Origin of the sequence: Paenibacillus antri, assembly GCF_005765165.1 — a bacterium.
Taxonomy (GTDB): Bacteria; Bacillota; Bacilli; order Paenibacillales; family YIM-B00363; genus Paenibacillus_AE; species Paenibacillus_AE antri.
In genome coordinates, this window is record NZ_VCIW01000001.1 from 235,686 (window position 1) to 261,245 (window position 25,560).

Annotated in this window: 26 protein-coding genes; 12 read left to right on the plus strand and 14 right to left on the minus strand. The window is 58.4% G+C overall.

Annotated features, from left to right (window positions below):
* The first annotated feature begins 2 nt into the window (after positions 1-2).
* The 3 genes from FE782_RS00860 to FE782_RS00870 all read left to right on the plus strand — a co-directional run bounded on the left by FE782_RS00860 (position 3) and on the right by FE782_RS00870 (position 2,205).
* Entirely contained in the window at positions 3-692 is a 690-nt protein-coding gene (locus tag FE782_RS00860) for a DUF4062 domain-containing protein (RefSeq protein WP_138191548.1), read from the plus strand.
* Between the two features lie 21 nt (positions 693-713).
* Positions 714-1,355: a uracil phosphoribosyltransferase gene (locus FE782_RS00865; protein ID WP_138191550.1), complete on the plus strand. Its 642-nt coding sequence runs from the start codon at positions 714-716 to the stop codon at positions 1,353-1,355.
* An 85-nt stretch (positions 1,356-1,440) separates the two neighbouring features.
* On the plus strand, positions 1,441-2,205 hold the full coding sequence (locus FE782_RS00870; RefSeq protein ID WP_158299191.1) for an HNH endonuclease: 765 nt from the start codon (positions 1,441-1,443) through the stop codon (positions 2,203-2,205).
* Positions 2,206-2,414: 209 nt separating this feature from the next.
* On the opposite strand, the gene FE782_RS00875 is transcribed toward FE782_RS00870, so the two are convergent.
* A complete protein-coding gene (locus tag FE782_RS00875) occupies positions 2,415-3,950 on the minus strand; it encodes a TniQ family protein (protein WP_138191554.1) in 1,536 nt (511 codons plus the stop codon).
* Between the two features lie 307 nt (positions 3,951-4,257).
* Entirely contained in the window at positions 4,258-6,849 is a 2,592-nt protein-coding gene (locus FE782_RS00880) for an adenosylcobalamin-dependent ribonucleoside-diphosphate reductase (protein ID WP_138191556.1), read from the minus strand.
* 420 nt (positions 6,850-7,269) lie between these two features.
* On the opposite strand from FE782_RS00880, the gene FE782_RS00885 reads away from it, so the two are divergent.
* Positions 7,270-7,986, plus strand: coding sequence for a hypothetical protein (locus FE782_RS00885; RefSeq protein ID WP_138191558.1), 717 nt, complete (start codon positions 7,270-7,272; stop codon positions 7,984-7,986).
* 20 nt (positions 7,987-8,006) lie between these two features.
* Positions 8,007-8,840, plus strand: coding sequence for a D-amino-acid transaminase (dat, locus tag FE782_RS00890; RefSeq protein ID WP_138191560.1), 834 nt, complete (start codon positions 8,007-8,009; stop codon positions 8,838-8,840).
* Here the strand turns inward: dat and FE782_RS00895 are convergent.
* From FE782_RS00895 to FE782_RS00905, 3 genes are all read right to left on the minus strand, one after another.
* Positions 8,837-9,262, minus strand: a complete 426-nt coding sequence (locus FE782_RS00895) for a DUF4362 domain-containing protein (protein ID WP_158299192.1) — start codon at positions 9,260-9,262, stop codon at positions 8,837-8,839. The two genes, dat and FE782_RS00895, sit on opposite strands and share 4 nt — an antisense overlap.
* Before the next feature lie 89 nt (positions 9,263-9,351).
* A complete protein-coding gene (locus FE782_RS32165) occupies positions 9,352-10,110 on the minus strand; it encodes a UCP032817 domain-containing protein (RefSeq protein ID WP_158299193.1) in 759 nt (252 codons plus the stop codon).
* Between the two features lie 157 nt (positions 10,111-10,267).
* Entirely contained in the window at positions 10,268-11,116 is an 849-nt protein-coding gene (locus tag FE782_RS00905) for a lipoate--protein ligase family protein (RefSeq protein ID WP_138192380.1), read from the minus strand.
* A gap of 156 nt (positions 11,117-11,272) precedes the next feature.
* On the opposite strand from FE782_RS00905, the gene FE782_RS00910 reads away from it, so the two are divergent.
* From FE782_RS00910 to FE782_RS00920, 3 genes are all read left to right on the plus strand, one after another.
* A complete protein-coding gene (locus FE782_RS00910; RefSeq protein ID WP_238392287.1) occupies positions 11,273-13,102 on the plus strand; it encodes a DEAD/DEAH box helicase in 1,830 nt (609 codons plus the stop codon).
* On the plus strand, positions 13,099-14,088 hold the full coding sequence (locus FE782_RS00915; RefSeq protein WP_138191566.1) for a YqhG family protein: 990 nt from the start codon (positions 13,099-13,101) through the stop codon (positions 14,086-14,088). The genes FE782_RS00910 and FE782_RS00915 overlap by 4 nt, the downstream gene beginning before the upstream one ends.
* A gap of 112 nt (positions 14,089-14,200) precedes the next feature.
* Positions 14,201-15,121 carry a hypothetical protein gene (locus FE782_RS00920; protein ID WP_138191568.1) on the plus strand — a complete coding sequence of 307 codons (921 nt, stop codon included), beginning with the start codon at positions 14,201-14,203 and terminating at the stop codon, positions 15,119-15,121.
* Positions 15,122-15,152: 31 nt separating this feature from the next.
* On the opposite strand, the gene FE782_RS00925 is transcribed toward FE782_RS00920, so the two are convergent.
* The 5 genes from FE782_RS00925 to FE782_RS00945 all read right to left on the minus strand — a co-directional run bounded on the left by FE782_RS00925 (position 15,153) and on the right by FE782_RS00945 (position 18,079).
* Complete coding sequence (locus tag FE782_RS00925; protein ID WP_138191570.1) at positions 15,153-15,371, minus strand: YqzE family protein; 219 nt, start codon at positions 15,369-15,371, stop codon at positions 15,153-15,155.
* Positions 15,372-15,894: 523 nt separating this feature from the next.
* Positions 15,895-16,665: an adenosylcobinamide amidohydrolase gene (locus FE782_RS00930; protein WP_238392288.1), complete on the minus strand. Its 771-nt coding sequence runs from the start codon at positions 16,663-16,665 to the stop codon at positions 15,895-15,897.
* Complete coding sequence (locus FE782_RS00935) at positions 16,662-16,901, minus strand: hypothetical protein (RefSeq protein WP_375295297.1); 240 nt, start codon at positions 16,899-16,901, stop codon at positions 16,662-16,664. Before FE782_RS00935 ends, FE782_RS00930 begins: the two co-directional genes overlap by 4 nt.
* A 121-nt stretch (positions 16,902-17,022) precedes the next feature.
* Positions 17,023-17,355 (minus strand): hypothetical protein, encoded by a 333-nt coding sequence (locus tag FE782_RS00940; protein ID WP_138191572.1) that lies wholly within the window; start codon positions 17,353-17,355, stop codon positions 17,023-17,025.
* 148 nt (positions 17,356-17,503) lie between these two features.
* Positions 17,504-18,079 carry a xanthine phosphoribosyltransferase gene (locus tag FE782_RS00945; RefSeq protein WP_138191574.1) on the minus strand — a complete coding sequence of 192 codons (576 nt, stop codon included), beginning with the start codon at positions 18,077-18,079 and terminating at the stop codon, positions 17,504-17,506.
* Between the two features lie 320 nt (positions 18,080-18,399).
* On the opposite strand from FE782_RS00945, the gene FE782_RS32170 reads away from it, so the two are divergent.
* Positions 18,400-19,161, plus strand: coding sequence for an RAD23 family protein (locus tag FE782_RS32170; RefSeq protein ID WP_158299194.1), 762 nt, complete (start codon positions 18,400-18,402; stop codon positions 19,159-19,161).
* Positions 19,162-19,320: 159 nt separating this feature from the next.
* Positions 19,321-20,364, plus strand: a complete 1,044-nt coding sequence (locus FE782_RS00960) for a YkvI family membrane protein (RefSeq protein ID WP_138191578.1) — start codon at positions 19,321-19,323, stop codon at positions 20,362-20,364.
* Here the strand turns inward: FE782_RS00960 and FE782_RS00965 are convergent.
* A complete protein-coding gene (locus FE782_RS00965; RefSeq protein WP_138191580.1) occupies positions 20,311-20,769 on the minus strand; it encodes a hypothetical protein in 459 nt (152 codons plus the stop codon). The genes FE782_RS00960 and FE782_RS00965 overlap by 54 nt on opposite strands.
* A gap of 24 nt (positions 20,770-20,793) precedes the next feature.
* Entirely contained in the window at positions 20,794-21,189 is a 396-nt protein-coding gene (locus tag FE782_RS32175) for a hypothetical protein (protein ID WP_158299195.1), read from the minus strand.
* Positions 21,190-21,341: 152 nt separating this feature from the next.
* On the opposite strand from FE782_RS32175, the gene FE782_RS00975 reads away from it, so the two are divergent.
* A complete protein-coding gene (locus tag FE782_RS00975) occupies positions 21,342-22,127 on the plus strand; it encodes a glucose 1-dehydrogenase (protein ID WP_138191584.1) in 786 nt (261 codons plus the stop codon).
* Positions 22,128-22,142: 15 nt separating this feature from the next.
* Here FE782_RS00975 and FE782_RS00980 read toward each other — a convergent pair whose 3' ends face one another.
* A complete protein-coding gene (locus FE782_RS00980; protein WP_138191586.1) occupies positions 22,143-23,276 on the minus strand; it encodes a glycosyltransferase family 4 protein in 1,134 nt (377 codons plus the stop codon).
* Positions 23,277-23,428: 152 nt separating this feature from the next.
* Between FE782_RS00980 and FE782_RS00985 the strand changes: the two genes are divergently transcribed.
* Positions 23,429-24,649 (plus strand): GGDEF domain-containing protein, encoded by a 1,221-nt coding sequence (locus tag FE782_RS00985; protein ID WP_138191588.1) that lies wholly within the window; start codon positions 23,429-23,431, stop codon positions 24,647-24,649.
* 220 nt (positions 24,650-24,869) lie between these two features.
* On the opposite strand, the gene FE782_RS00990 is transcribed toward FE782_RS00985, so the two are convergent.
* Positions 24,870-25,442, minus strand: coding sequence for a GNAT family N-acetyltransferase (locus tag FE782_RS00990; RefSeq protein WP_138191590.1), 573 nt, complete (start codon positions 25,440-25,442; stop codon positions 24,870-24,872).
* Positions 25,443-25,560 lie beyond the last annotated feature (118 nt).

A 25,560-nucleotide genomic window follows, 5' to 3' on the forward strand; every position in this document is an offset into this window, starting at 1 on the left:
AAATGGAATCTATAAAAATTATGATTAGTTCTACCGTCGACGACCTAAAAGCAGAGAGAGAGACAGCTGAATTAGCATTTACGAGTAACGCCTTTGTTGAGTTAATTGGAGCAGATCGTTTCAATACAGCTTCTGTTGCTGGCAACTCCCGACTTGAAACCACGCGTATGGCAAGAGAGTGTGATCTTTACATCCTTATTCTTGGATCAAGGTATGGTCATGAACTCTCAAATGGAAAGTCAGCCACAGAGATTGAATTCGACGCCGCTATTAAAGCTGATCCAACTAAGGTTCTGATCTTTAAGAAGGAAACTACAGATCCTGCAGAACTAAAACAACAAGATTTTATTAACAGGGTAAGTAATTACACATCAGGTTATTGGCGAACTTCATTTTCACACACCGCTCAACTTATGGCACTAATCCAAAACTCATTCCAACAATGGCTTAAAAATCGCGCTAATTTGGGAACCAGTGCAGATTTCGTCGACCACTTTATTCGATTAGCAAAACAGCGGATCCCTGAGCCATCAGCCCAAATGTACTATAAAACAGAAAAAGATAACGTTGATCTGTCATTTGAAATGTTCTCTCACACTTATTATATAAACTTCAGTAAAAAGCAAATATATGATGATTTTTGGGGTTGCTTAAATCATTTAGAAGATCAATTCGGTCTTTGGCTTAGCTAAATTAAAGGGGGCATTCTGAGTATGAACAAAGTACAAACTGATCCATATATAAATATGCTCTTAACAATTATTAGAGATAATTCGACTCAAAAACAGGAGATAAGAGATGCAATTAAAACTTTAGGTCAAATTGTAGGGAGAAGAATCTACGGTGATCATTATACGTCTGCTAAGATTGTCCAAACTCCTATGCAACAACCATATCAAGGTTTAGTAAGTCGATTGGCAACTACTGTAGTATTAAGCACCCGTGATGATCATGAGTACTTTGCCGCTGGAATAGCCTCTGTATTTGATGGGTGTTTACGCGGTTATATGGATTTCTCTGGTGCTAGAGGTGAACAAGCATTAAATCTTCCAATACAAGCCGCTTCTCTACCTACTCCACCAGTAGGACAAGTAGTAAGTAACGTTATTATTGCCAAATCTGTACTTGCAACAGGTTGTACAGCAGTTTCAATAGCGAGAAAAGCAATTGAATTATATCGGCCTGAAAAAATATTCTTAGTATCCACTTTTTATTCCCAGCGAGGGTTAGAAGAGGTCAACCATCAAATCTACCCAAGACCAGAAATATATATTATCGGGGAACCAGATGATTTAAATAGTGATGGAATGTTGGTGCCTGGAGTTGGAAACCTAGACCAACGTTTATCTTCCTAAATAATAGGTGCACATTCAGCCTTGGGGACGATGTGATAGACTGAAATCACAGTCCTAACAGAACGATTAGGGGAGAATGAAGCATATGGCCGGGAGTGTTTTGATAGACAAATACGGTTCAAATGAGCAACTCCAAGAAAAAGTAATTCGCTTCATCAATGACCACGATTTTTCTGAGCAGCTGCTTGAGTCATATCCCCAGAAGGTTCGGAAGATCGTCAATTTCGCGTATCAAACCAATAGCGGTATATTACTCAATCCCCATGAAATGGCTCGGTTGTTTAAAGTCAATACAGAAGGATGCCACTCAAACGATTATATTAATTTGTTTTCAGGATGCTACGGAATCCCAGTATATGTAACCACGCCTAGCAATAGATTTCTGTTTGTTTGCAGGGACGTCATCCACAATGGGATGGCCGTGTTTTTGAATTCTAATGTTTCACCTACACCTGATAAACCCATTACCGGAAACGCCCCTGCAAATCCAAATATTGAGGAACTTCTTAAAGAGGGGGAAGCAAAGTATAAAAAGGTCGTTCAGTACGAACGGAATCCAAAGAACCGCCAAAAAGCTATTGAGATGCATGGGATGACATGCAAGGCTTGTGGCTTCAACTTTTTTGAGAAATATGGGAAGCATGGCGCTGGTTATATAGAGGTACATCATGTGGTCCCACTTCACCAATACCGGGAGAGTACACCAATTGATCCAAGCAAAGACTTAACGGTTCTATGTTCAAATTGCCACCGAATGATCCATCGTTATAAACTGCATTACTTATCCGTCGAGGAGCTAATACGAATAATCGACTCACAAAAGTGGAATTCAAAAAAGACGTCGATATAAACTTATTACCGAGGCTCTCACTATACTACCAAGCAATAATTCAGGAGAAGGCTCCTCAAATAACTGCCTCGCCGCTTCAAAATGGACCATTGCCACCGATCCATCGCTTTTTGCGTTAATTAGAGACTCATCACAATCCGTCTAAGGTATGTAAAGTTCGTTGGTTGAATGGCTGCCGTACTGTTCAGAACAATCTTGTAACAAATGCTCTATCCCCTTGATTTCCAAGACAAGGAATGGCGATACTTTTCCACCGCATGTATACTGTTTAACTCCTTATAAAGATAAAAAACATCTTCTACCTCCTTTTTTAAATAATACGGTTTTTCCAATCTATAATATGTAGTGAGGAATGCCACATTAAATAATTTAACTCCAAGTCGGTTTATTGTCTCAGTTCTATCATAATAATCACCCATGTCACAGCTCAAACCTTTAAGCGCTTCACCAACTGCACTTCGATTGTAAATATCTTGCCCGTCTTCTAATTGCTGAAGTACTAATACACCATTTTGCCGTAGGAACTCCTTTATTGTACTGGGATTCCAAATGTTATCCTGAGCAATCTCCCACAAAGTAATATACTCTTCAGTCTTATGTCCTAATTGAATAACTGTTTCTTTATCGAAACAAGGCTCAGAATAGATTATTTTTGACTGTAGCTTTAAAAATGTACATAACCCTCTTGCCACTTGTTCGGTTCTTCTCCATAAAATTGCAACGGATCCAATCGAAATAATAACTTGGCTAGCTTGATAATCACTAGCTTTTTTGCTTATGAAATCCAACCAATTTACATGTATGATTGTTTTTTTATTCCTTGGATGTATTTCAGTTTCTATTGAATGCTGGCTTACAATCATCGAAACAACCGCGATACATATCCCTCTGTTTTCAGCAAAGTCAATTACATTTATGTACTCACTGTCAAATATCATATGTTCCTTTAAGAAACTACTATATGACACTAATTGACCTTCACGTTGCATGGTTTTTGCAATAAGCCTATTGATCGACTTATTGTCTAGTGTAGAAATATTTCTAAAAATCTCTCTGCTTTCGTTAAAATCCTCATAATTCTCTTTTAAGAAAAGAACAAGATTTATTGGCCATCGTTGCAGTAACTCTTGGGATTTGGTATAGACTTCTTTTAGCAAGAGTACATTTCCAACATATCCATTTTGTACGAGTTGTCTTCTTTCTTTATGATCTAGTGTTAATGAAAAGACCTTCGTTCTTGTACAAAGATAAAATGCCACACGTTGAGTTAATAGCAGTTGATCTTGGGCTGTTAGATACTCTTGTAGGATTGGAGAATTACCAACTGTGTATTGCTCAACTAATGAGAAAGGTAATTCCTCTCCAACAATTATTTCTGTATTAGACAGAGATAACGTTGCTCCACAACTTTCACAACAGTCGTTGATAACGCCCGATAATGTTGTTTTTCGATTACATGAAGCACACTCTTCTTTCATCAAGGCAGAATGTCTTTTGCAGTAGGTGAAGTACGAAATGCACCAGATTAATCGATGGTATGCATTTTCACTTAGACAAAATGGGCAAAACCTTGAGTGCCCACGCGTTCGCCAGCCAGGTAAAACAAAACCTTTCGAGTACCAATAATAAATGAGTTGTTCGATTTGAAATTTCTCTTGACTAAGAGTCTCAGCCTGATTAATAAATTGCTTCATACTCTCCGTAATATCGTCCGCTCTGAAAAATCTAATTTTCTCAAAACCCAACTCGCTGAACTCCGTGTAATTAATTAGTGCTAATCGTTGGAGATATCCCTTCTAAAGACTCATCTGGCAATATTTCTGGCCGATTAAGCAAATGTTCTGCCATTTGTAATCACCACCCATAAAAAAACTGGTCAAGCAACAATAACGTTGCCTGACCAGTTGGAAAATTAATATCTACTCATAACGATGTATTTTTATGCAATTCCAGTGATTTATGGAATTATTCGTCTAGGTAATTAGGGAACAATTCCAGTCATTTATGGAATTTCACATTTTTTTGTCGCCTGACCTGGAAGCTTCTATCCCATTAGCTGCACTTGCTGTAGCCGCAGTTCGTGCACGTCTTGCAGCCTTCGCTGTTCACGAGCGAAGCCGAGCCGCAACCCGGGCACAAGTCGGTCGAGGAAGCGACGTGAAGCTTCTTCATGACCGGTGCCGCCGGTGCCGGTGCTTCGATTTCCTGCGTTGCGGTCACGAGGTGGTTCGCGTTGTCCTCATAGACGGCGCTTGCTTCCGCATTTTCCTTATGAATCTCAAGCGCCTTCGCGACGGCGTCCGCGATCGATTCGACGCGGTTCGGACCGAAGCCGACGGCGCCGGAGCCGCCGATGCCCTTGAGGTGCTTGATCAGAAGATCCGTCTTGCTGCCGTGATCCCCGTAACGGAGGAACAGCGAGATGACGCGGCCGAGCGCTTCGGACATCGCGAAGACGTCGGAGCCGGCCTTGCCTACGTTCAGGAACACTTCGCTCGGCGTACCGTTCGAATCGTTGATCGTGATATAGGCAATTCCGAACGGCGTATTGAACTTATATGTCGCGCCGCGCAGTACTTGCGGACGGCGTTGATATTGCTTGTCGAATACTTGCTGCTGCTCCGGCGTCGCCTTGATCGGGAGCGATGCGATCGCTTCGATCGCTTGCTCTTCCTTCGAAGCTTCCGGCGTTGCGGCTTCTTCCTTCTTGTCCTCGTCCTTCTTCGTGCTGAGGACTTGAACGTCGCGGCTGCCATCACGGTAGATCGTCACGCCTTTGCAGCCGAGATCGAATGCGAGTTCATACAGCTCTTTCGTCTCTTCGACCGTAAAGTCGGACGGGCAGTTGGCTGTCTTGGAGATCGAGCTGTCGACCCAACGCTGGATCGCCGCTTGCACGCGGATGTGATCCTTCGCGGACAGATCCATCGAAGTGACGAACCATTCCGGGAGCTCTTGGCCCGGGTTCTTGTCCTTCCACTCTTGCGCGATCGGTACGAGCTGCTTGTCGAAGCCGAGACGGCTTTGACGGTAGTACTCGAACGCGAAGTAAGGCTCGATGCCTGTGGACGTGCCGACCATTGTGCCGGTGCTGCCGGTAGGCGCCTGGGTGATGACCGTAACGTTCCGCATGCCGTTCTTCTTGATCGCCGCGCCGACCTCCGGATATTCGGAGACGATGTTCTTCATGAACCCGCTCTGCATGAACTTCTCGTACTCGAAGTGCGTGAACGAACCCTTCTCCCCGGCGATTTCTGAGGATGAGATATACGCTTCCTTCGCCATGAAGCCGTACAGCTTATCGAGGAATACAAGAGATTCCGGGCTGCCGTAACGAATTTCGAGTTTGATCATCAATTCCGCGAGACCCATCGTGCCGAGGCCGACGCGGCGCTCGCCCTGCTGGTTCTTTTGGTTTTCCTCGAAGTGGTACGGCGTCTTGTCGATGACGTTGTCGAGGAAGCGTACCGAGTAGCGAACCGTCTTGCCGAGCTCATCCCACGCGACGTCCTTCTTCTTCTCGTCGTAGAACTTCGACAGGTTGACGGCCGACAAATTGCACACGCCCCAGGCAGGCAATCCTTGTTCGCCGCACGGATTCGTGCAAATGATCGGGTTGAAGTACCACGAGTTCGACATCTGGTTGTAGTACTCCATGAACACGACGCCCGGCTCCGCGGATTTCCATGCGGATTCGATGATCGTGTGCCAGACGTCGCGCGCCTTGACGGTGCGATACGGCTTCACGGCTTTGCCTGCAGCCTTCCACTTCTCCAGATCGCCGTCCCACAGCGCGTCGTACTCCGGATCTTTCGTATCCGGGAAGACAAGCTCCCAGTCGAGGTCTTCCTTAACGGCTTTCATGAAGGCGTTGCTGACGCAAACCGACAGGTTCGCGTTCGTCACTTGGCCCATCGTCTGCTTGACGGTGATGAAGTCGAGCACGTCCGGGTGCCAGTCGTTGATCATGAGCATAAGTGCGCCGCGGCGCGACCCGCCTTGCTCGATAAGCCCCGTCGTGTAGCTGAACAAGCCGCCCCACGATACCGCCCCGCTGGAGGAGCCGTTCACGCCCGCTACGATCGAGCGGCGCGGACGAAGCGAGGAGAGGTTGATGCCGACCCCGCCGCCGCGGGACATGATCTCGGTCATCTCGCTCAGCGTCGTCATGATGCCGCCGCGGCTGTCGTGCGGCGACGGGATGACGTAGCAGTTGAACAGCGTCAGCTCGTCGCTCGCGCCGGCGCCCGCCGCGATGCGTCCGCCCGGGACCAGCTTCCAATCGTCCAAAATATATCTGAAGTTCTCGGTCCACTGCTTCTGCTTCTCGGGCGCTTCCACGGAAGCCATGGCCGCCGCGAGACGATCCCACATCTCTTCAGGCGTCTTCTCGACCGTGAGCGTGATCTTCTCGACCGACGTCTCTACCGTATCGCCGGAGCGCGTCTTGACCGTGACCTTATTTCCGTTCCTGGCGATGACTTCCCCGACTTCCTTCGCCGGGAATTTCGGGTCGTCTTTCGTTAAGGCGAGAACGATGTCCCCGACCTTCGTATTGTTATAATCGGCATCCTTCCGAGCGTATCGATCCAAAAAAATCTTCTCGCTGAGGCCTTCCAGTTTCGTCTTCTGCTTCGTCTTCAAAAGCCGCACCCTCCCAACATTGATAAAAACACAATATATGCACCGTCAGCCTTCGACACCGCCGCCGGGACGAGAACATGATGTATAAATCCATGTATGTAGAAATCATCACTATATATTGTGTCCGGAGTTCATTATACGTCACTAGATGTTGTAGTTTCTAGCAAAATATTTTTTGATTTTGGCAGGAATTTCAGAAGTGCTTACAAACCCTTAATACAATCGCTTTCATCCGGTTTACAAAATCCCGCCGATTTCGACACCGTTCGATTCGACCGAATCGATCGTTTCCCCGGTCACTAGATTGTAACACATTATGACCCAAATGAGAACAAATATTCGCATTCGGGCAAAAAAGGAATTGAGGAACCCGCAACGAAATAGTTCTTACTAATGCGATGTCCGGAGAGGAGGGGCCCTGTGACGCGGATTCCGAAGCCGAAGAAGCCGACGAAGCTAAAGCCGAAGCCGGAGGCGATCGCGAAGCATCCGATGGCGCTGCCCGGCATGCGCTGGATCCCGACGGCGGCGCTCTCGCCCGCCAACCTGCTGCAGCTGCAGCGATCCGCCGGCAATCAAGCCGTCGCCCGGCTGTTGAAGCGGTTCGCGGACCCCGAGACGGGCAGCCTTGAAACCTTGAAGACATACCATGCCGCGAGGCGGGACGGAGTCGTGCCGGTGCCGGGCGCCGAGGGGGAAGCGCTCATGGAGGCGCAGGACCCCCGCTTCGGAGACTGGCGGTTTCAGTTCGTCGCCGGGGACGACGGCGGCATGGCGATGTACTGGATCACGCTCGGGCAATATAAACATCGGCAGCGCCATATTTTGATCGACGCGGCGACGAACGAGCCGCTCGAGGTGACCGGCGGCGATCTGGACGAGCGGGATCGGCAGCTGCTCGCCGATTGGGCGGCGCAGCTGCTCCTCGAGCAGCTGTCCGGCGCGAAGCCGGCGCTCGCGCAGCCGGCAGCCGCGGGCGCCGCTCCTCCCGATGATGAAGAGGAGGACTTCCTCGGCGGCCTGCTCGCGGACGACGGCGGCGACGAAGGCGGAGGAAGCGGCCTCGGCGCGGCGATCGCGGCGGCGGCGGCTCGAAGCGCCGGCGGCAAGGGCAAGGGCGGCGGCGGCAAAACCTAATGCGAAGGGGAATCGGCACCATGGGGAAGTATGTATGGAACGGAGAACGGCTGTTGAATCGAGCGGAGGCGTCGGTGGACGTCGAAGATCGGGGACATACGTTCGGAGACGGGATATATGAAGTGTTTCGGGTTTACGGAGGGAAGACGTTCGAACCGGAGCTGCATTGGGCGCGGTTCGAGCGGAGCGCGAGAGAGCTCCGCATCGAGCTGCCCCTTCCGATCGCCGAGCTTGAGCGGGGCGTCGAGGAGCTGATCGAAGCGGACGGTCTCGCGGAGGGCATCGTCTACCTGCAGCTGACGCGGGGTGCGGCGCCGCGGGCGCATCCGTTCCCGGCGGAGGCGCGTCCGGCGCTGACGGCGTTCGCGAAGCCGCTTGAGCGGCCGCTCTCGGCGCTCGAATCCGGCACGTCCGTCATTACGCGGCCCGACATCCGATGGCTCCGCTGCGACATAAAGAGCTTGAACCTGCTGCCGAACGTGCTCGCGAAACAAGAAGCCTCCGAAGCCGGAGCCTCGGAGGCGGTGCTGCATCGCGACGGCGTCGTCACGGAAGGCAGCTCTTCCAATATCGCGATCGCGAAGGACGGCGTCGTTCGGACGCATCCCGCGAACAACCTGATCCTGCACGGCGTCACCCGCGCGGTCGCGCTGCGCCTCGCCGCCGAGCTCGACATCCGCGTAAACGAAGAACCGTTCACGCTCGACGAGCTCTACGCCGCGGACGAAGCGTTCCTGCTCGGCACGACGGTCGAAGTGATGCCGATCGTTCGCGTCGACGGTCGCACGGTAGCGAACGGCGTCCCGGGTCCGATCGCGCGCAAGCTGCAAGCCGCGTTCGCGAAGCGGATTTAGAAATCCTTCACCATGAATTTGTAAGTTCCGCAAGCGTACTCGTGAAATTCGTCGGGGCGGTCGGTTTGCACCAATTCGGTGCACTCGGCCGTCTTTTCGCGTTTGCGCGCCGATTCGGAGGCGAAAGCGTCCTCGGAGTTGTCGACCACGACGACGTACTTGCCTTCCGCATACGAAATATCGGTATAAATCGGATCCCCTTCGATCGTCGTGTCGACGATCCGCACCGCGTCGTTCCCTCCGCTCGCCGTCACCGCGAGGAACGCGTCGAACCGTTCCAGATTGCTCGCTTCCTCCGGCCCGATGCCGGAATGAACGATGTCCCCTTCGTCGAGCGGCGCCACGGCCGGTTCGGACGTCGAGCAGCCCGCAGCCGTCATGGCGACGACCGCCGCGACCAGACTCCCCAATAGCTTTCTCATCTCGTCACCTCTAGAAGCATTAAACGCACAGGATCTGGAAAAGGTTTCATCCATTCCGGAAATCGTTCGGAATTCGCCCCCTCAGCGGCCTACCCGCTTCCGCAGCCGCCTCCGCCGCACGAGGCGCCCCCGCCGTCGCCGCCTCCGCCCCCGTCGCCGCCATCGCCAACGCCGCCGGCGTCGTCCTCGCCGGACGCCGACGAGCTTAAGACGCTGACGACGATGAGGCCCGCCGCGTAGTCGCTGGCGAGGCGCGGATCGTTCGTCGAAGATCCGTGGCGGCGAGCCTCCTCGAGGCCGGCTTGCACCGACCGCTCGAGCGCCCGCGCCGCATCGAGTCCGGCCGCCGAGCCGTCCGCGAACCAGCGCGCGGCGATATCCTCGGCGTTCATCCGTCCAAGCGCCTCCACCTCCGCCCCGCCGAACCGAAGCCGCCCGAACGCCCCGAGCAACCGCTCGTTCGCCGGATACAGCCGGAACAGCGTGCCGTACAGCAGCTCGAACTCGACGCGGGCGCGCTGCGCTTCGGCGCGGGACGGCGGCGCTACGTGCGGCACATGCGCGATCGTCCGGTCCGCAATGCCCGCGCACAGCGCCTCATACTCCCGCGTGAACAACAGCATCTCGTGCCAGATCGCGTCCGCGTCCGGGCTGTACATCGGCGTCTCGCCCTTGCGGAGGGCGGACATGAAGAAGAAGCGCCGAAGCTCTAGCAGCGCCCACTCGTACGCGTCGTCCGTCCAAGCCGGATGCGCCGCCATGACGCGTCCGCGCACATGCTCGAGGAACGTCGCCCCGAACGCGCCCGCGACGCGGCGCTCCAACGCCGACAGCGCCTCCGTCGTCAATCGCAGCCCGCACCCGCCGACCAGCTCGCTCCGCGGATACGGCTCCAGCGCCTTCGAGCCCGCGCCGAAGCCGAGCGTCTTCCCGATCCGTCACCACAGTCCCATTGCAACGCCGCCTCCCTAGAATTAACAATCTTAATACATAAGATTGTAACAGCTATCGGCGCAAATTCCAGACGTCCGCGCCGTATTTTTCCGACGCGAGCCGCGCCGTCTCGGCCTCCTCGGCGGCCGACAGCCCCGACGCGGCGAGCGTCACGCCGAGCGCAGCCGCCCAACCCTCGGCGAACGCGTCTTCCGCCGCCGACGCTTCCACCGGCGCCAACCCTCGCGCGCCGCGCAGCTCGTTGATCGCCGCCGCCTTCTCGGCGAACGACGCCGCGAGCCGCTCGCGCAGCCGCTCGCTGCGGAACTGCAGCAGCTCGAACAACAGCTCGACGTCGAGGTCGAGCAGAATCGAGCCGTGCTGCAGCACCGCGCCGTGCTGGCGCACTTGAGCGCTGCCGGCCACCTTGCGGCCGTCGACGACGAGCTCGTACCACGACGGGGAGTCGAAGCAGGCGGCGGAACCCGCCGAGGCGTATTTCGCCTTCTCCTCTTCGCTCGCCAGCGACACCATCGCCGCGTCCAGCCCGAGCGCGCGGAAGCCGTGCACCAATCCTTCGCTCAGCACGCGATACGACTCCGTCACCGACGTCGGCAGCCCCGGATAGTCGTCCGGCACGACGATCGAATACGTCACCTCCGCGTCGTGCAACACCGCCCGGCCGCCGGTCGGCCGGCGCACGAAGCCGAGCCCCCGCCGACGCACCTCGTCCAGCCGGACCTCGTCCTCCGCCTTCTGGAAATATCCGATCGACAGCGTCGCCGGATTCCACCCGAAAAACCGCAGCGTCGGCGGCGCCGCCCCGGCGCCAACCGCCTTCATCATGGCCTCGTCGGTCGCCATATTGTAATCAGGCGCGCAAGCGCCCGAACGGATCAAACGCCAGTTGTGCGTTTCCATCGATATCATCACCCGCCTCCATCATAGCATGGGTCGAGGCGCGGAACCATTTTCGATAGAATGCTGATCGGTTATGAATGACGGCGGTTTCGTGCATACTAACACGTAATGTTTTCAAAGATACGGCGGTTTTCTACATCGAGGGGGCGAACAACTGTGCGAAAAACCGTGTTGCCGGAGCCGACCCGCGCCCTGAACGACCATCTGACGCTGACGTTCGACCGGTCCTGGCACGAAGCGCTCGAGGATCGGCTGGCGAAGAACGGGCCATGGGACAACTATACGCACTACCAGCTTGCGTACGAGGCGGAGCGGGCGGCGCTCGTTCACAGTTTCGAAGAGTTGCAATGCCTGCGCCACCTGCCGAAGCTGCGGCCGCTGCCGCATCAGCTCGACGCCGCGAAGAAGGTGCTGCACGAGATGCGCGGCCGCGCCATTCTCGCCGACGAAGTCGGACTCGGGAAGACGATCGAAGCCGGGCTGATTTTGAAGGAATATATGATACGTGGGCTTGTGAAAAAGGCGCTCATTCTCGTGCCCGCTTCGCTCGTGCTGCAGTGGGTGCGCGAGCTGAACGGCAAATTCGGCATCGCGGCGGCGGCGCAGAAGAAAGCGCATATGTGGGAGACGTGCGACGTCATCGTCGCGTCCATGGATACGGCGAAGCGCGATCCGCACCGCGACATCGTGCTCGGTCTCGATTACGACATGCTCATCATCGACGAGGCGCATAAACTGAAAAACAAGAAGACGACGAATTACCAATTCGTCAACCAAGTGCGTAAGAAATATTGTCTGCTGCTGACGGCGACGCCCGTGCAAAACGATCTCGGCGAGCTGTACAACCTAATCACGCTGCTTAAGCCCGGCCAGTTAGGCGCGCAGGGCAGCTTCGCGGCGAATTACGTCGCGGAGAAGCGTGTGCCGAAGAACGAGGACGCGCTCCAGCAGGAGCTGCAGAAGGTGATGATCCGCAACCGGCGCAGCGACGGCGGCGTCGAGTTCACGAAGCGCAACGTATCGAACGTCCTGCTCGACCTCTCGCCCGAGGAGATGGAGTTGTACGAGGGCGTCACCCGGTTCGTGAGGCAGCGCTACGAGGAGGCGGGCGGCGACATCGGCAGCGTGCTGTCGATGCTGACGCTGCAGCGCGAGGTATGCTCGTCCCGCGACGCGGTGTTCATTACGCTCGTCAATCTGTTCAAGAAGACGGCCGAAGACTCGCCCGCTCGGGCGCGGATTTGGGAGCTCGTCGAGCTGATCCGGGGCATCAAGGCGAATACGAAAGCCGAGAAGGCGATGGAGCTCATCCAGGGGATTAACGAGAAGGTGATCGTCTTCACCGAATATCGGGCCTCTCAGGAGTACTTGCTCAATTTCTTGAAGGAAAAGGGGATCCGCGCCGTCCCGTACCGCGGCGGCATGAACCGGGGCAAGAAGGATTGGATGATGGATCTGTTCCGCAATCGGGCGCAGGTGATGGTCGCGACCGAGGCGGGCGGCGAAGGCATCAATCTGCAGTTCTGCCACCATATGATCAACTTCGATCTGCCGTGGAATCCGATGCGGATCGAGCAGCGGATCGGCCGGGTGCATCGGCTCGGGCAGACCAAGGACGTGCAGATTTACAACCTGTCGACGCGGGGCACGATCGAGGAGCATATTTTGAATTTGCTGCATGAGAAAATCAACATGTTCGAGCTCGTCATCGGCGAGCTCGATACGATCGTCGAGCGCGGCGACTCGCTCGAGTCGAGCTTGGCGAAGATCGTGCTGGAGGCGGCCGACGAACGCGACCTGAAGGCGCGGATGGATTCGCTCGGCTCGACGATCGCCGCGGAACGGCGACCCGTCGGAGGCGGGGTCGGAGGTGTGCGCGGAGGCGGAAAGCCGTCCGCGGCCGACGAGCGGCGCGCCCGCATCGGCGCGATTCTCGACGCCGTCGCGGTCGACGCGGAAGCCATCGGAGCGGAGGCGAGACCATGAATCCGAAGGAAGTACAGAAGTTCGTCATGCGTTATTTGGAGGCGACGGAGTGCCACGTGCAGGAGAAGTCGCCTTCGCACGTGACGGTGCGCCTGTCGCCGGAAGCCGACCGGGACCTGACGAACCGGCCGTATTATTGGAGTTTCGTCGAGCGAACCGGCGCGCCGGCGGAGACGATGACGCTGACGTTCGTCTTCGATCCCGAAGCGCGCGCGGCGGCGACGGCCGGGGCCTCCGGCGCTCCTGCGCCGAAGCCGGCGACCGCGGCGCAGCAGGCGGCCGCCTCGGTGGCGCCGCAGCCGAACGCCGGCGGCGGCGACTCGATTCTCGGCCGCTACTTCGGCTTCGCGCCGGCGGCCGCTTCGCCGGGGCGCATCGCGTACGACGAGGTGACGTACGGCAGCCGGCGGCTCGAGCAGCTGTTCGGCGTCGTCCGGTCGAAGGGCCGGTTCGTCCAGATGTTCGAGGACGTCAAGGCGCCGCGGGGCGCCCCTCCCGCCGTCTGCCACACCTGGCTCGCCGTGAATTACAAGGTGGAGCTGTGCTGCGACATGAAGCGCGACGAGCTTCACTCCCTCGGCATCTCCCTGATGACCGGCGAGATCGTCGAAGAATTCGGCGAGACGTTGGCCGGGCTGTCGCTCACGCCGCGGCTGCCGTCGAATACGCTCGTGCAGCGCCCGGTCTGGTCGATCCCGCGCGCGGTCGCCGCGCTCGAGCATTATCTCGATCGCGAGCTGCGCAATTACAACCACGACTGGGCGCTGGACGCGAAGGCGCGGCTCGACGACGAGCTCGCCCGCGTCGACGCGTATTACGAGGAGCTGCTTCGGGGACTCGAGGATCCGGAGCAGCGCGCCGCCGCCGAGGCGCAGTACGAGGCGCGCAAGCGCGAGATCGAATGGCAGTACGCCCCTCGGGTGACGGCGAACGTCGTCAGCGCGGGCGTCTTCCATCTCGGTTCCGACACGCCGGTTCTGCATTAGACAAAAGTTCTTATAATTCGCGGACAAGAAGGGACAAACTTCTCGCGTCCCTTCCGCTACACTTAGTTGTATCGGCTTGTCCCATCCCTTAGAGAGGCAGGTGACGCTCACGGTGATACGATGGGTTGCATGGGCCGCGGCGCTGGCGATCGGCGTCGCCGCGCCGCACGGGGGCGCCACGTCGTCGGTTCCCGCGATCGAACGCTCCGCGACGGTGTCGGTGCTGTCGGCGGCGGAGACGTCGCTCGAAGCGCAGGTCGCCGCATGGATCGCGGAGCTCGCGAAGGACGAAGCGTTCTCGAGCTGGAAGGACGCGACGTGGCGCAAGGCGCCGCTCGGTCCGGGGCAGCACGGATGGGTCATTTTCGTGAACGGACAGGGCGGTTCCGCGCTCGGGTATCTCGTCGTCGGCGCGAAGCCGGAAGGCGGATACGCGCTTCTGGAATACGGCGCCGGCGAGTATTCGTTATTTTCGTCGGAAGTATTGGATCGAGCGCTCGGGTCCGACGGACTCGAAGACGTAGCCTTCACCTCCAACGCGTCGGTGGAGCGGCTGTACTTCGATCCGATGCACGCGTTCTGGCAAGTGTCGGAAGCGGGCGTCACCCGCTATGCGGATGCGGCGAACGGCGCATGGCTGCCGATCGCGGAGGAAGACGTGACTAGGCTGAAGGTTGCGACTTCTTCTCCGGAGTCACTATCGGGGAAGCGCTTGCATATAATGAAGAAACCCGGTGATCCTTACCTGGATTTGGATTGGCTCGATACGCCCGATGCTTCGATTCGGGGCTGGGGCGACTTCGCCGCTTGGCTCGACGGACGAGGCGACGGCGAAGCGATGTACGCGGGCGCCGCGTTCGGAGGCGCCGTAATGACGCCGGTCGGCGTAGCGGGCTACCATTGGTGGCCGGTCGCGGACGGCTCGCAGGCGGCGGGAGCAGCTTCGCTGCGCGGTTACGTCGCGGTGGATCAGGAAGGGTTGACGCGCTACGCGCCGCTCGAGCGGCTGCTTGCGGTCGGCGCCTTCCGCTGACGACTTCGGTTTTTCTCCTCTTCTTATATACCTATTGCCCTCGGCGGGCTTTTCCTGCCGGGGGCGCTTTTTTTCCGCGGCCGAACAGCATGGAGACGGACATCGGAATCATGCCGAACCACCGCGTCGTCCACGGCTCGTGCTTCCGCCGGCGCAGCTCGCGCTCCCGCTTGCGGCGGTCGCTCGGGGTATCGATATATTGAACGACCTTCTGGGTGACGTATTTGACGATCTCTTCGCCTTTGGCCATGGTCGGTTCACGCTCCTTTACCAGTCTAGTATGCCCGACCCGCCGCGAAGTAAACGCCCGTCGCCGCTCCTTCAAATAGGCGGCAGAGGTTTGCGGATTGTCGCGGCATGGTGCATAAACTGCATCTGGGTGGTGCAAAATCTGCACCACAATGCAGCAGTTCGAGCAGATAGTGTGTCTGGCGGACGGCGGAGGGGCGAGGATTGTCGCGGCATGGTGCATAGGCTGCATCTGGGTGGTGTAAAATCTGCACCACAATGCAGCAATTCGAGCAGATAGTGTGTCTGGCGGACGGCGGAGGGGCGAGGATTGCTGCGGTATGGTGTATAAACTTCATCTGGGTGGTGCAAAATCTGCACCACAATGCAGCAGTTCGAGCAGATAGTGTGTCTGGCGAACGACGGAGGGTCGAGGATTGCTGCGGCAGTGTGCATAAGCTGCATCTGGGTGGTTCATAATCTGCACCACAGTGCAGCAATCCGAGCAGTTAGTGTGTCCGGAGCTCGGAGGAGAAGCCCCTGCGTCAGCCTCCGCGCCGCGCGGCGACGTAGGCGAGGTAACGCCGCCCGGAGTCGTACACGGCGTCGTAGACGGTGCGGCCGACCGCGTGGCCGACGAGCGTCGCCGTGCCGGCGTACCGGGCGTACGCCCCGCGGCCCGTAGCGACGATCGCGACCGCGTCGGTCGTCGTGCCGGTGGCGGCGCCGCCGTCGTCCGGGTCGCGTACGCCGAGGTCGGCGAGCGCGGCCGCCTTCGCCTCCGCCGCGACGCACGCCGCGCCGACGTACGCGCCCGGCGCAAGGCCGCCGTCGACGACGACGACGGCGTTGATCGTGCCGGGGAACAAGCCCCCGGCAGGCTCCCGCACGCGGCCCGCGCGCGCCGCGTTGCCGAGGCCGACCGTCGCCCAGCAGGCGACGGATCGCCCGCCGTCGCCGAGCGCGCACTCGGCGAACCCGACCTCGCGGACGAACGCCGCGGTCAGCAGCCCCAGCGTCCGCACGGCCGAAGCCCCGACGGCGTCGACGCCCGCGTCGACCTCGAAGCCGTGCCGGACGAGGAACGCCCGCATCTCCGCTTCCGGGTCGTCCGCCATATAGCTCTTCGGCACCTGCCGATTGACGATCGCCCCGCACGCCTCGACGAACCCGCCGCCCACGACGGCGGAGCTGAGCGCGCCGCAAGGCGCGTCGAAGCGGACGACGAGGCAAGGACCCCCGTCGTCCGCCTCCAACACCGACGCACGCACGCCGTCGATCCGGCACGCCTCGAGCGGCCGCTCGGACGCGCTCACTCGCCCGCCTCTTCTTCTTCGCCGATCGCCCCTGCGATCGCCGGGGGCAGCACCCGCTCCTCCGACGCCGGCTGATACACGTACCGCCGGTCCAGCTTCACGAGCCGGCGCGTGCTGCGCTTTCGGATGAGCACCGACGACTCGTCCCACGCGACGACGAAGCCGCGCACGTCGTTGTCCCGATTCGCGTCGCGCACGACGCGCAGCAGCGTGCCGTCGATCCGATAGGCGTCCAACGCTTCTTCCGATATGATGGCGTTCGCCCCCTTCTCCCAAATAACGTTCCCTATGTATACGAAAAAAGACCCGGCATGCCGCCAAGGTCCTCTCCCATTGCCTGAAGCCGAAACAAGCGACTTAGCCGACGTGTTCCTTCGAATCGTTCGGTTGGTTCTCGAACCAATGGTCGAGCACCTTCGCCGACATGACGCGCTTGCTAACATAATCCGCTTGCGCCTCGGTGAAATGCGTAGTCCATTCGAACTCGCAATCCCGGCATATGTTAACAATGGTCAACAGCTCGGACCAAGCGACGTACCGTTTGTACCAGAAAAATTGAGGATGTTCCACCATGTAGGGGTAGAGGTCATCAAATTCCGTGTGCTTGCAGTCGACCGTCCGCTCAAAATGCGTCTTGGCTTCCAAGAGCTTCTTCGCCAAATACTCGTTCGTAAACGGCTGATTCCCCATCGCGACGCCCTCCTCTCCAAAACTTACTCCTCATTATAAAGCAAGATTCGGAAGGATGAAAGACATAGACAGGTTGAAAAATGCTGTAAATTCAGGTTTGAAAACGCTCTCCCCCGCCCGTCCCGAACGACGCGGCCGTTCAGGCCGCTTATTCCTCCGCGAATCGAACTTGTCCGCCCTCGAGCGACGCGATGCGCGCCAGCGACAACACGGGAATGCCTTGCTCCCGCAGAAAGCTGCCGCCCGACTGGAACGCCTTCTCGATCGCGATGCCCGCGCCGACCATCGTCGCGCCCGACCGCTCCACGATGCGCAGCGCGCCGCGCGCGGCGTCGCCGTTGGCGATGAAGTCGTCGATGAACAGGATGCGGTCGTTCGCCTTCAGCACTTCCTTCGAGATGACGATGTCGGTGACGATCCCCTTCGTGAAGGACGGCACCCGTTCCGAATAATATTCGCCTTCGTTCATCAGCGCCTTCCGCCGCCGCGCATATACGAGCGGCACGCCCAGCTCCGCGGCGGTCGCGAATGCGATCGCGATGCCGGAAGATTCGATCGTGAGCACCCGCGTCACGCCGGCGTCGCGGAACCGCTCTGCGAATTCGCGCCCCATCGCGGCGATCAAGACCGGGTCCACTCCATGGTTCAAAAACGTGTTGACGCTGAGTACCTGGTCCGACAACACCCGTCCGTCCTCGATAATTCGACGCTTCAATAATTCCATCGCGTTCCCTCCGGTTGCCTCGCATCGGTTCGCACCGTTTTGAATAAAATTACCATAACGGAAAATTCGATTCAACCATCATTTTCCGTGCAACTTTTCCCATTCAAATCCAGTCTAATATTATAGAAACGTATGAAATGATGATTGCGCACACGTGACGCTTCTTGTTAGAAACAAAAACGTGATTTTTTCCCGCATTTTCGCCTGAAATCGGTGCAAATTCGTCTTTGTGAGGGAGTGCCGTGATGCCGTATAGTAAGGGAAGACCTATAGAGAGAGTAAACGGATCCATATCGGGAAGAGAGCTGGGTAGATATTATATGATGAAGTGGCTGGGCACATTAGGTGCGGCGGCGCTGCTTGCGCTTGCCGCGGGCTGCTCCGGCGGCGGCGGAGCTATGCCGGCGACGAGCGAACCGCCTGCGTCCGTCGCGGAACGACCGACCGCGGAACCCGAGTCGAAGGCGCCCGTCGAGACGCCGGCGAAGCCGGCCGAGTCGGAAGCCGCCCCGAAGCCGGAGAGTACCGCTCCCGCGAAAGACAAGAACAACATCTCGGTCGCTTCCCCGCAAGCGGAGACGATCGAGACGGACGTCCCGGACGATCTGTACATGAACGAAGACGACCGCGAGGCGATGAAGACGGCGGAGGAAGCGCGGCAAGAGTTCAATCGCCGCAACTACGACGTCACCGGCACGTTCGATCCGCTTCATCCGACGCTGATGGGCATCGGCATCGGCACGAACGCGGACGTCGTCACCCAGCGGTTCGGCGAACCGACGGAGAAATACTTGCTCCCCGACGAGAAGGAAGACGCGGCGGTATATTCGTATCCGGGCTTTACGATCGGCATCCGCGATAAGAAGGTACTGTTCGTCGAAGTGAGCACGCGCAGCGTCAGTCCCGGTCTGAACGGCCTGCGGCTCGGCGACGCGAAGGATGACGCGATCGCGAAACTCGGCAAGCCCGCTTCCGAGACGGAATTCGTCGTCAGCTATATCGCGGACGGCGCCGTCCTGAAGCTCGACCTCGAGCCGGAGACGAACAAGATCCATTCGATCAAATTATTTCCCGAGGAATAATTAATAAGGTGAACCGTATGAGCTGTCCCGAAAACGACCTCGAAAGAGGCCCGGGGCGGCTCTTTCCTTTTCCGAAACGAAGCGTCCGGCGACCTTGTACTACTTCCCTTCGCTATGTCATACCTTGTACTATTCACGGTACAGGCAGGGGGGCGCAGCATGAAGCGTACGGCCGCCACGATGCAAATCGCGTTCACGTACATCGGAACCGTCGTCGGAGCCGGATTTGCCACAGGGCAAGAAATCTTGCAATTTTTCACGAAATACGGCAGCGTCGCCCTCGTAACGATTCTAGTGTCGACCGGGCTGTTCATCTGGTTAGGAACGAAGGTCATGCTGCTTGCGAACGAAATCGGGGCAGCGTCTTACGAGGATTTAAACAAGCATCTGTTCGGCGCGAAGTGGGGCGAGCGGTTTTCGCTGCTGATGCTCGTCGAACTGTTTTCGGTCGCCATCGTCATGCTGGCCGGAGCCGGCTCCGTCTTCAGAGAGCAGCTCGGCATGTCGTTCCTGCTCGGCATCGGCGTTACCTTAGCGCTCGGGTATGTCGTCATTATGGGAGGCATGAAGGGCATCATGGCGGTCAATTCCGTCGTCGTGCCGATCATGCTCGCGTTTACGGGCATCGTGTTTTACCGAACGACGCAGAACGCCGACTTCCTGACGTTCGAGTGGCTGCATCAGGACGATCCCTACCTCCCCGGGCGCGCCTGGATCGCCCCGCTCCTGTACTCGGCGTTCAACCTCGCGTCGGCGCAGGCGGTGCTCGTGCCGCTCGGCGCGGCGGTGAAGGACCGGACCGCGATTCGTCTCGGCGGCGCGATCGGCGGCGTCGGCCTCGGGGCGCTGCTGCTCGTCGGGCACATCTCGCTGTCGACGCACGCGCCGGTCATTTTCCAATACGAAATCCCCATGGGCCTCGTCGTGGCCGGCATGGGGACCGCCATCCATCTTATGTATTTGCTGCTCATTTACGCCGAGATCTTCACGACGTTCATCGCGAACATCTTCGGTCTGTCGCTCCAGCTGGAGCAGCGGCTTCGCATGAAGCGGCGAACGATCGTCGTCCTGGCGCTCATCCTCTGCTTCGGCATCAGCTTCGTCGGCTTCAAAGCGCTGCTCTCGACGCTGTACCCGTTCTTCGGGGTGTTAAGCTTGATTTGGTTCGCGATGATCGTCGTCCGGCAGCGCAGCTCCGCCTGACGCGGCTCCGGCTGCGGCGGCTCCCGCTTCCCCGCCGCCCGTCCCGGCTCTCTCCTCCGCCGCTTCCTCCCGCTCGCCGAGCAGCCGGAACGTCATGCCGAGCCGCACGAACAGGAAGACGCCCGCCAGCGCGTTGTAGACGAGGCCGGACAGCAAGTACCCGTAATGGTAATACGGATACGCGTCGCGGTCTTTCATGACGCCTGCGACGTCCGCCAGCAAAAACAGCGTGCCGATCAGAAACACGGCAAGAATCAAGTAGTCGAACACGGTCCATCGTCCGAGCGCGGTCCGCACGGCTTCGCGCCTTGCGCCGAACGCCATGTACGCGGCGAACACGCCGAAGCCCGTCACCAGCAGCGCGATGACCGCCGCGGCGCCGGCCAACATCGAGTACAAATCCATGAAAGCTCCCTCCGTTCCGATTCGTTACATTGTCGTCATACGGTACGCCAGCCAGACGAGGACGGCGAACGCCGCCGCCGGCAAGCAAGACAGAAGGTAGGGCCACGCCTTCGCGGGCGGCAGCGGCGCCGGGCGCAGCAGCAGCTTCGCGAGCCGTTCGGCCGGCAGGCGCTCCGCCGTCGGCGCCGGCTCCGGCTCGCGGGTCGCCGGCTTCGGCGCTCCGCCCGGGGCGAAGTCGGACAGCGTTCCGCCGCTCGGGCTCGGACGCGCCTTCCCCTTGTCCTGCATGTGAATCGTCCCGCTCTTCCAGCCGACGCGATATGTGATTTTGCGCGGATCTTCCTCCGCCTTGCCCGGCACGATCGGCTTGCCTTGGACGAACGGCTTGCCCGGTACGGGCGGCTTGCGGCGATCGGTCATGCGGCTGCACCTCCTCGTGTTGTTTGGCGCTCCGGTTGCGCGGTTGTGCGACAGTGCGGTTTTGCGCTTGAAAGCGAACGCACCGTTTGGATACAATATGAAACAAATCCTAAGTTTCGAACAACAAACGAAAAAGGCGGTGGAATTCCTCTATGAGCAATCACGCCGGATCTCCGCAACCCGTCGTCGCCATTACGGGCGGCGCCCAAGGCATCGGCCGGGCGCTCGCGTACGCTTTCGCGAAGCGCGGGTACGCGGTCTCGATCGCCGATCCCGACAAGGACGCCGGCTTCGAGGTCATTCGCGAAATTCGCCGCTTCGACGGCAAGGGCGTCTACCTCGCGGCGGACGTCAGCCGCGAAGAGGACGTCGAGCGCTGGATGCGGGTCACCCTGGCCGAGCTCGGCGGCGTCCACGCGCTTATTAACAACGCGGGCATCGGCCGCGGCGGCGACCCGCTGGAGCTCGACGTCGCCGAGTGGGACCGCGTCATCGGCGTCAACCTGCGCGGAACGTTCCTCTGCTCCCGCGCCGCGGGACGCATCATGAAGCGGCAGCGGCGCGGCGCGATCGTCAATATCGCTTCGACGCGGGCGCTCATGTCCGAGCCGCATACGGAGGCGTACGCCGCATCCAAGGGCGGCATTCTCGCGCTGACGCACGCGCTGGCCGTCAGTCTCGGCCCCCATGGCGTCCGCGTCAACGCGGTGTCGCCCGGCTGGATCGAGACGCGCGACTGGCAATACAGCGCCCGCGCGACGGAGCCGGTCCACTCCGATCGGGACCGATCGCAGCATCCCGTCGGCCGCGTCGGCAAGCCCGAGGACATCGCCGAGGCGTGCCTGTTCCTCGTCAGCGACGAGACGTCCGGGTTTCTCACCGGACAGAACCTCGTCATCGACGGCGGCATGACCGTGAAGATGATCTACGAGGAATGATCCCCGCCGGCGCCGTCAGTCCCCGAGCTCCGCGGCGCCTACATACAGCCGCTTCAGCTGGCGAATGACGCGGTTGAGCGAATACGTCGACTTCGCCTTCTCGTAAGCGGCTCTGGACAGCTCGTAGCGGAAGGACGGGTCGACGACGACCTGCTCGAGGGCGTCCGCGAGCGCGCCGGCGTCGTTGACGGGTACCAGCAGCCCGTTCACGCCGTGATCGATCTGCTCGCTGATGCCCCCGACGTCGGTGCCGACGAGCGCCAGCCAGCACAGCGCCGCTTCGGCGAACACGTTCCCGAACGCCTCCGCGCGCGACGGCAGGACGAACACGTCGAAGAACGGCATGAATTCCTCCGGATGAAGCATATAGCCGTAGAAGACGATATCGTCATAGACGCCGAGCGTCTTGGCGAGCTCCTCCAGCTCCTCTCGCATCGGTCCGTCGCCGATAATATGAAGCATGAACGGCAGCTCGCGCCGCTTCAGCTCCGCGCACGCCCGCAGCAAAATGTCCAAACCTTTCGCCGGGACGAGCCGGCACATCGTGATGAGCTGCGGGACTTCGTTTTCGTGGGCCATCGGCTTGAACCGCTTCTCGTCGAACCCGTTGCGAATGACGAGAATGCGCTCCGGGTGCTTCACGTACGCGCTCATGTACGTCTTGAACGCCTCCGATACCGTCATGAGCCGATCCACCTGATGCTCGAGCTCTCCGTAGAGCGACGTCAAAAATTGCTCCTCCGGCCCGCCCTCCTCGATGCGCCCGTTCAGCAGCAGCTCCTTCTCGAAGCTGGAGTGCACCGTCATGAGCACCGGGGTGTCCGGGAACAGCTTCTTCATGACGAGCGCCGCCACCGGATGGTGCGCGTGAATGACGTCGTAGCTTCCCTTGACTCTAAGCTTCGTCCACCATTCGTAATCTTTCAAGATTTGCATATATCTATCGACGATCGGCACGCCCGCGTACCGTCTCCAATCGAACGTTGCGAATTCGAAGCTGCCGGCGCCCTTCCCCCGCACCCGCTTCGGGATCGAAAACAACTCCATGCCCCAACCCATCCGAACGAACCGTTCTTGCACATACGGTACCATCGAAGATACCCCGCCCGGCTGTTCCGGCGGAAAAAACAACGCCTGCAACACGTTCACGGCCGTCCCCTCCTTGATGCATAGAAAACCTACTTTAAGGATACCGAAAAAAGACGCCAGGGACAACGAAAAGGTCTGAGGCGTTTTCCGGAAGACGAAGCTGTCGAATTCTGTTACAATATGGGGGAATTCCCGAAGGAGGGTCGACTCCCTTGGCCAGCGAGTTATTTTTCGGATCGTCCGGCGGCATCGTCTCGGCGTTGATGATCCTGCTGATGTTGTTCCTGATGACGGCCATGTCCCTCAGACTCATGCTGTCCCGCAAGAAGAAAGCGTACTTCTCGCTGACGTTCTCGCTGCTCTTGATCGCCGTCCAATACGCCGCGGTCGTCGCGATCGGCGCCAGGCCCGACGCCGGCGACGGCGGCGCTTATCTCGTGAACGGTCTGCAGACGCTGTCGTTCATCGCGTTGAACGTCGGCTTATATCAGCTTTATAATCCAACCAAGCGGAAGGTGACGTTCCTCGCGTATCTCGGGACGATTCTAACGTTGCTCATCCTCGGCGCCCGCTATTACGCCGCGTCCGAGCTGTTTCCGGACCCCGCGGCCGCCGCGTCCGTCCAGGCGAACGCGTTCCTGAACGTGTGGATGGACATTTATTTATACGCGCTTATCTTCTTCTGCTTCTATTTCGTAACGCCTTCGGTCGGACAGACGGCGAAGTACCAGACGGCGCTCGTCGTTTATTTCTTGACGCATTCCGCCGCGGTTCTGAACAGCTACATATACGACGAGGGCGCGACGGGGCTGCGGTTCGCCGAGCATTTCCTGCCCGTCGTCTTTTTCTTCATCGTGTTTCTCTTCATCTTCGAACGGGTATTGGAGCTAATGCAGGCGGTCTATCACTCGTCCATCACGGACGGGCTGACGGGCTTGTACAACCGCCGGTTTTTCATGCGTCGGCTGCAGCAGTACCTGCAAGGAGGCGTCGCCGTGGGCGTCATCTTCACGGATATCGATAACTTCAAGAAGCTTAACGATACGAAGGGGCATCAGCAAGGGGACGAGGCGCTGCGGAAGGTGGCGTCGATCGTGCTCGAGATCGCCGAAGACATCGGCCTCGGCGGGCGGTACGGCGGCGAAGAGATCGTCATGATCGTCGCCGATCCGAAGCTCGACCCGGGCAAGGTCGCGGAGCGGCTGCGCGCGCGCGTCGAAGCCGAAGCGGGCGTCACCGTCAGCGTCGGTTGGGCGAAGTACCGCAAGGGCGTGACGGCCGAGCAGCTGACGAAGCAGGCGGACGAAGCGATGTACGTGTCGAAGAAGACGGGGAAAAATCGCGTCACCGCGTATAAGCCCGGCATGACGGCGGCCGGACTCCCGCCGCTGTCGGGACCGCCGCGCGCGAGCCAGTCGTTGCCGATAGAGTGATCGGCGGATGGCCGGTCCGCGCGAAAGGGAATTCCTCCCGTCCAAGCGCTTCCTTGCTCGGTAAACCTGCGCCTGAAACGGAAAACCTCCCGTCCATTTCGCCGAAAGCGACGACATGCCGCGAATTCGTGCGAATAGACGGGAGGTTTTCCCGTTCGATAAGCGATTTCCCCTTATGAAGCTTGAATAAGCAGGAGGTTTTCCCGTTCGGATCCGGGCTTCACCCGCGGCGAAGGTACAGCTCCCGGTACTCGCGCGCCAGCATGCTCATGAGGATCGAGTCATGATATTCGTGATCGTAATAGAGCGCCTCCCGCTGCACGCCCTCCCGCCGGAAGCCGAGCTTCTCGTAAGCGCGGATCGCCCGTTCGTTATACGCGAACACGTTCAGCTCGATCCGATGCAGATTGACGATGCCGAAGCCGTAATCGAGCATGAGCCGCATCGCCTCCGAGCCGTACCCGCGCCCCGTGCGCCCCGGGTTCAGGGCGATTCGCACGTTCGCGCTGCGGTTCATCGCGTCGATGTTCTGCAGCGCCACGTCGCCGATCGGCTCGTCGGTATCGTTCGCCGCGATCAAGAGCAGCACGCCGGAACGGTCCTGCGCTTTCCCCGCGATATAGTTCGCAATCTGCTCTCGCGTATAATGCAGCTGCGTCCCCGTCAGCTTCCGATTTTCGTCGTCGTACAAGCTTTGGAAATACCATTCCGCGTCCTCCGCCTCGATCGGGCGAAGGTATACGTTCTCTCCTCGCAAAAAACGCGCCGGGCGAGCCCGTTCCATAGACGTCATATCCTCCAACGTTCCTTCCTTCAACTAGAAAATAATAGATTCGCTTCCCTTAGTTTATTCTCGTTCTGTATACTCTGAAATAGACAGTTTACAACAAAACCGGACGACAGACGTCGAA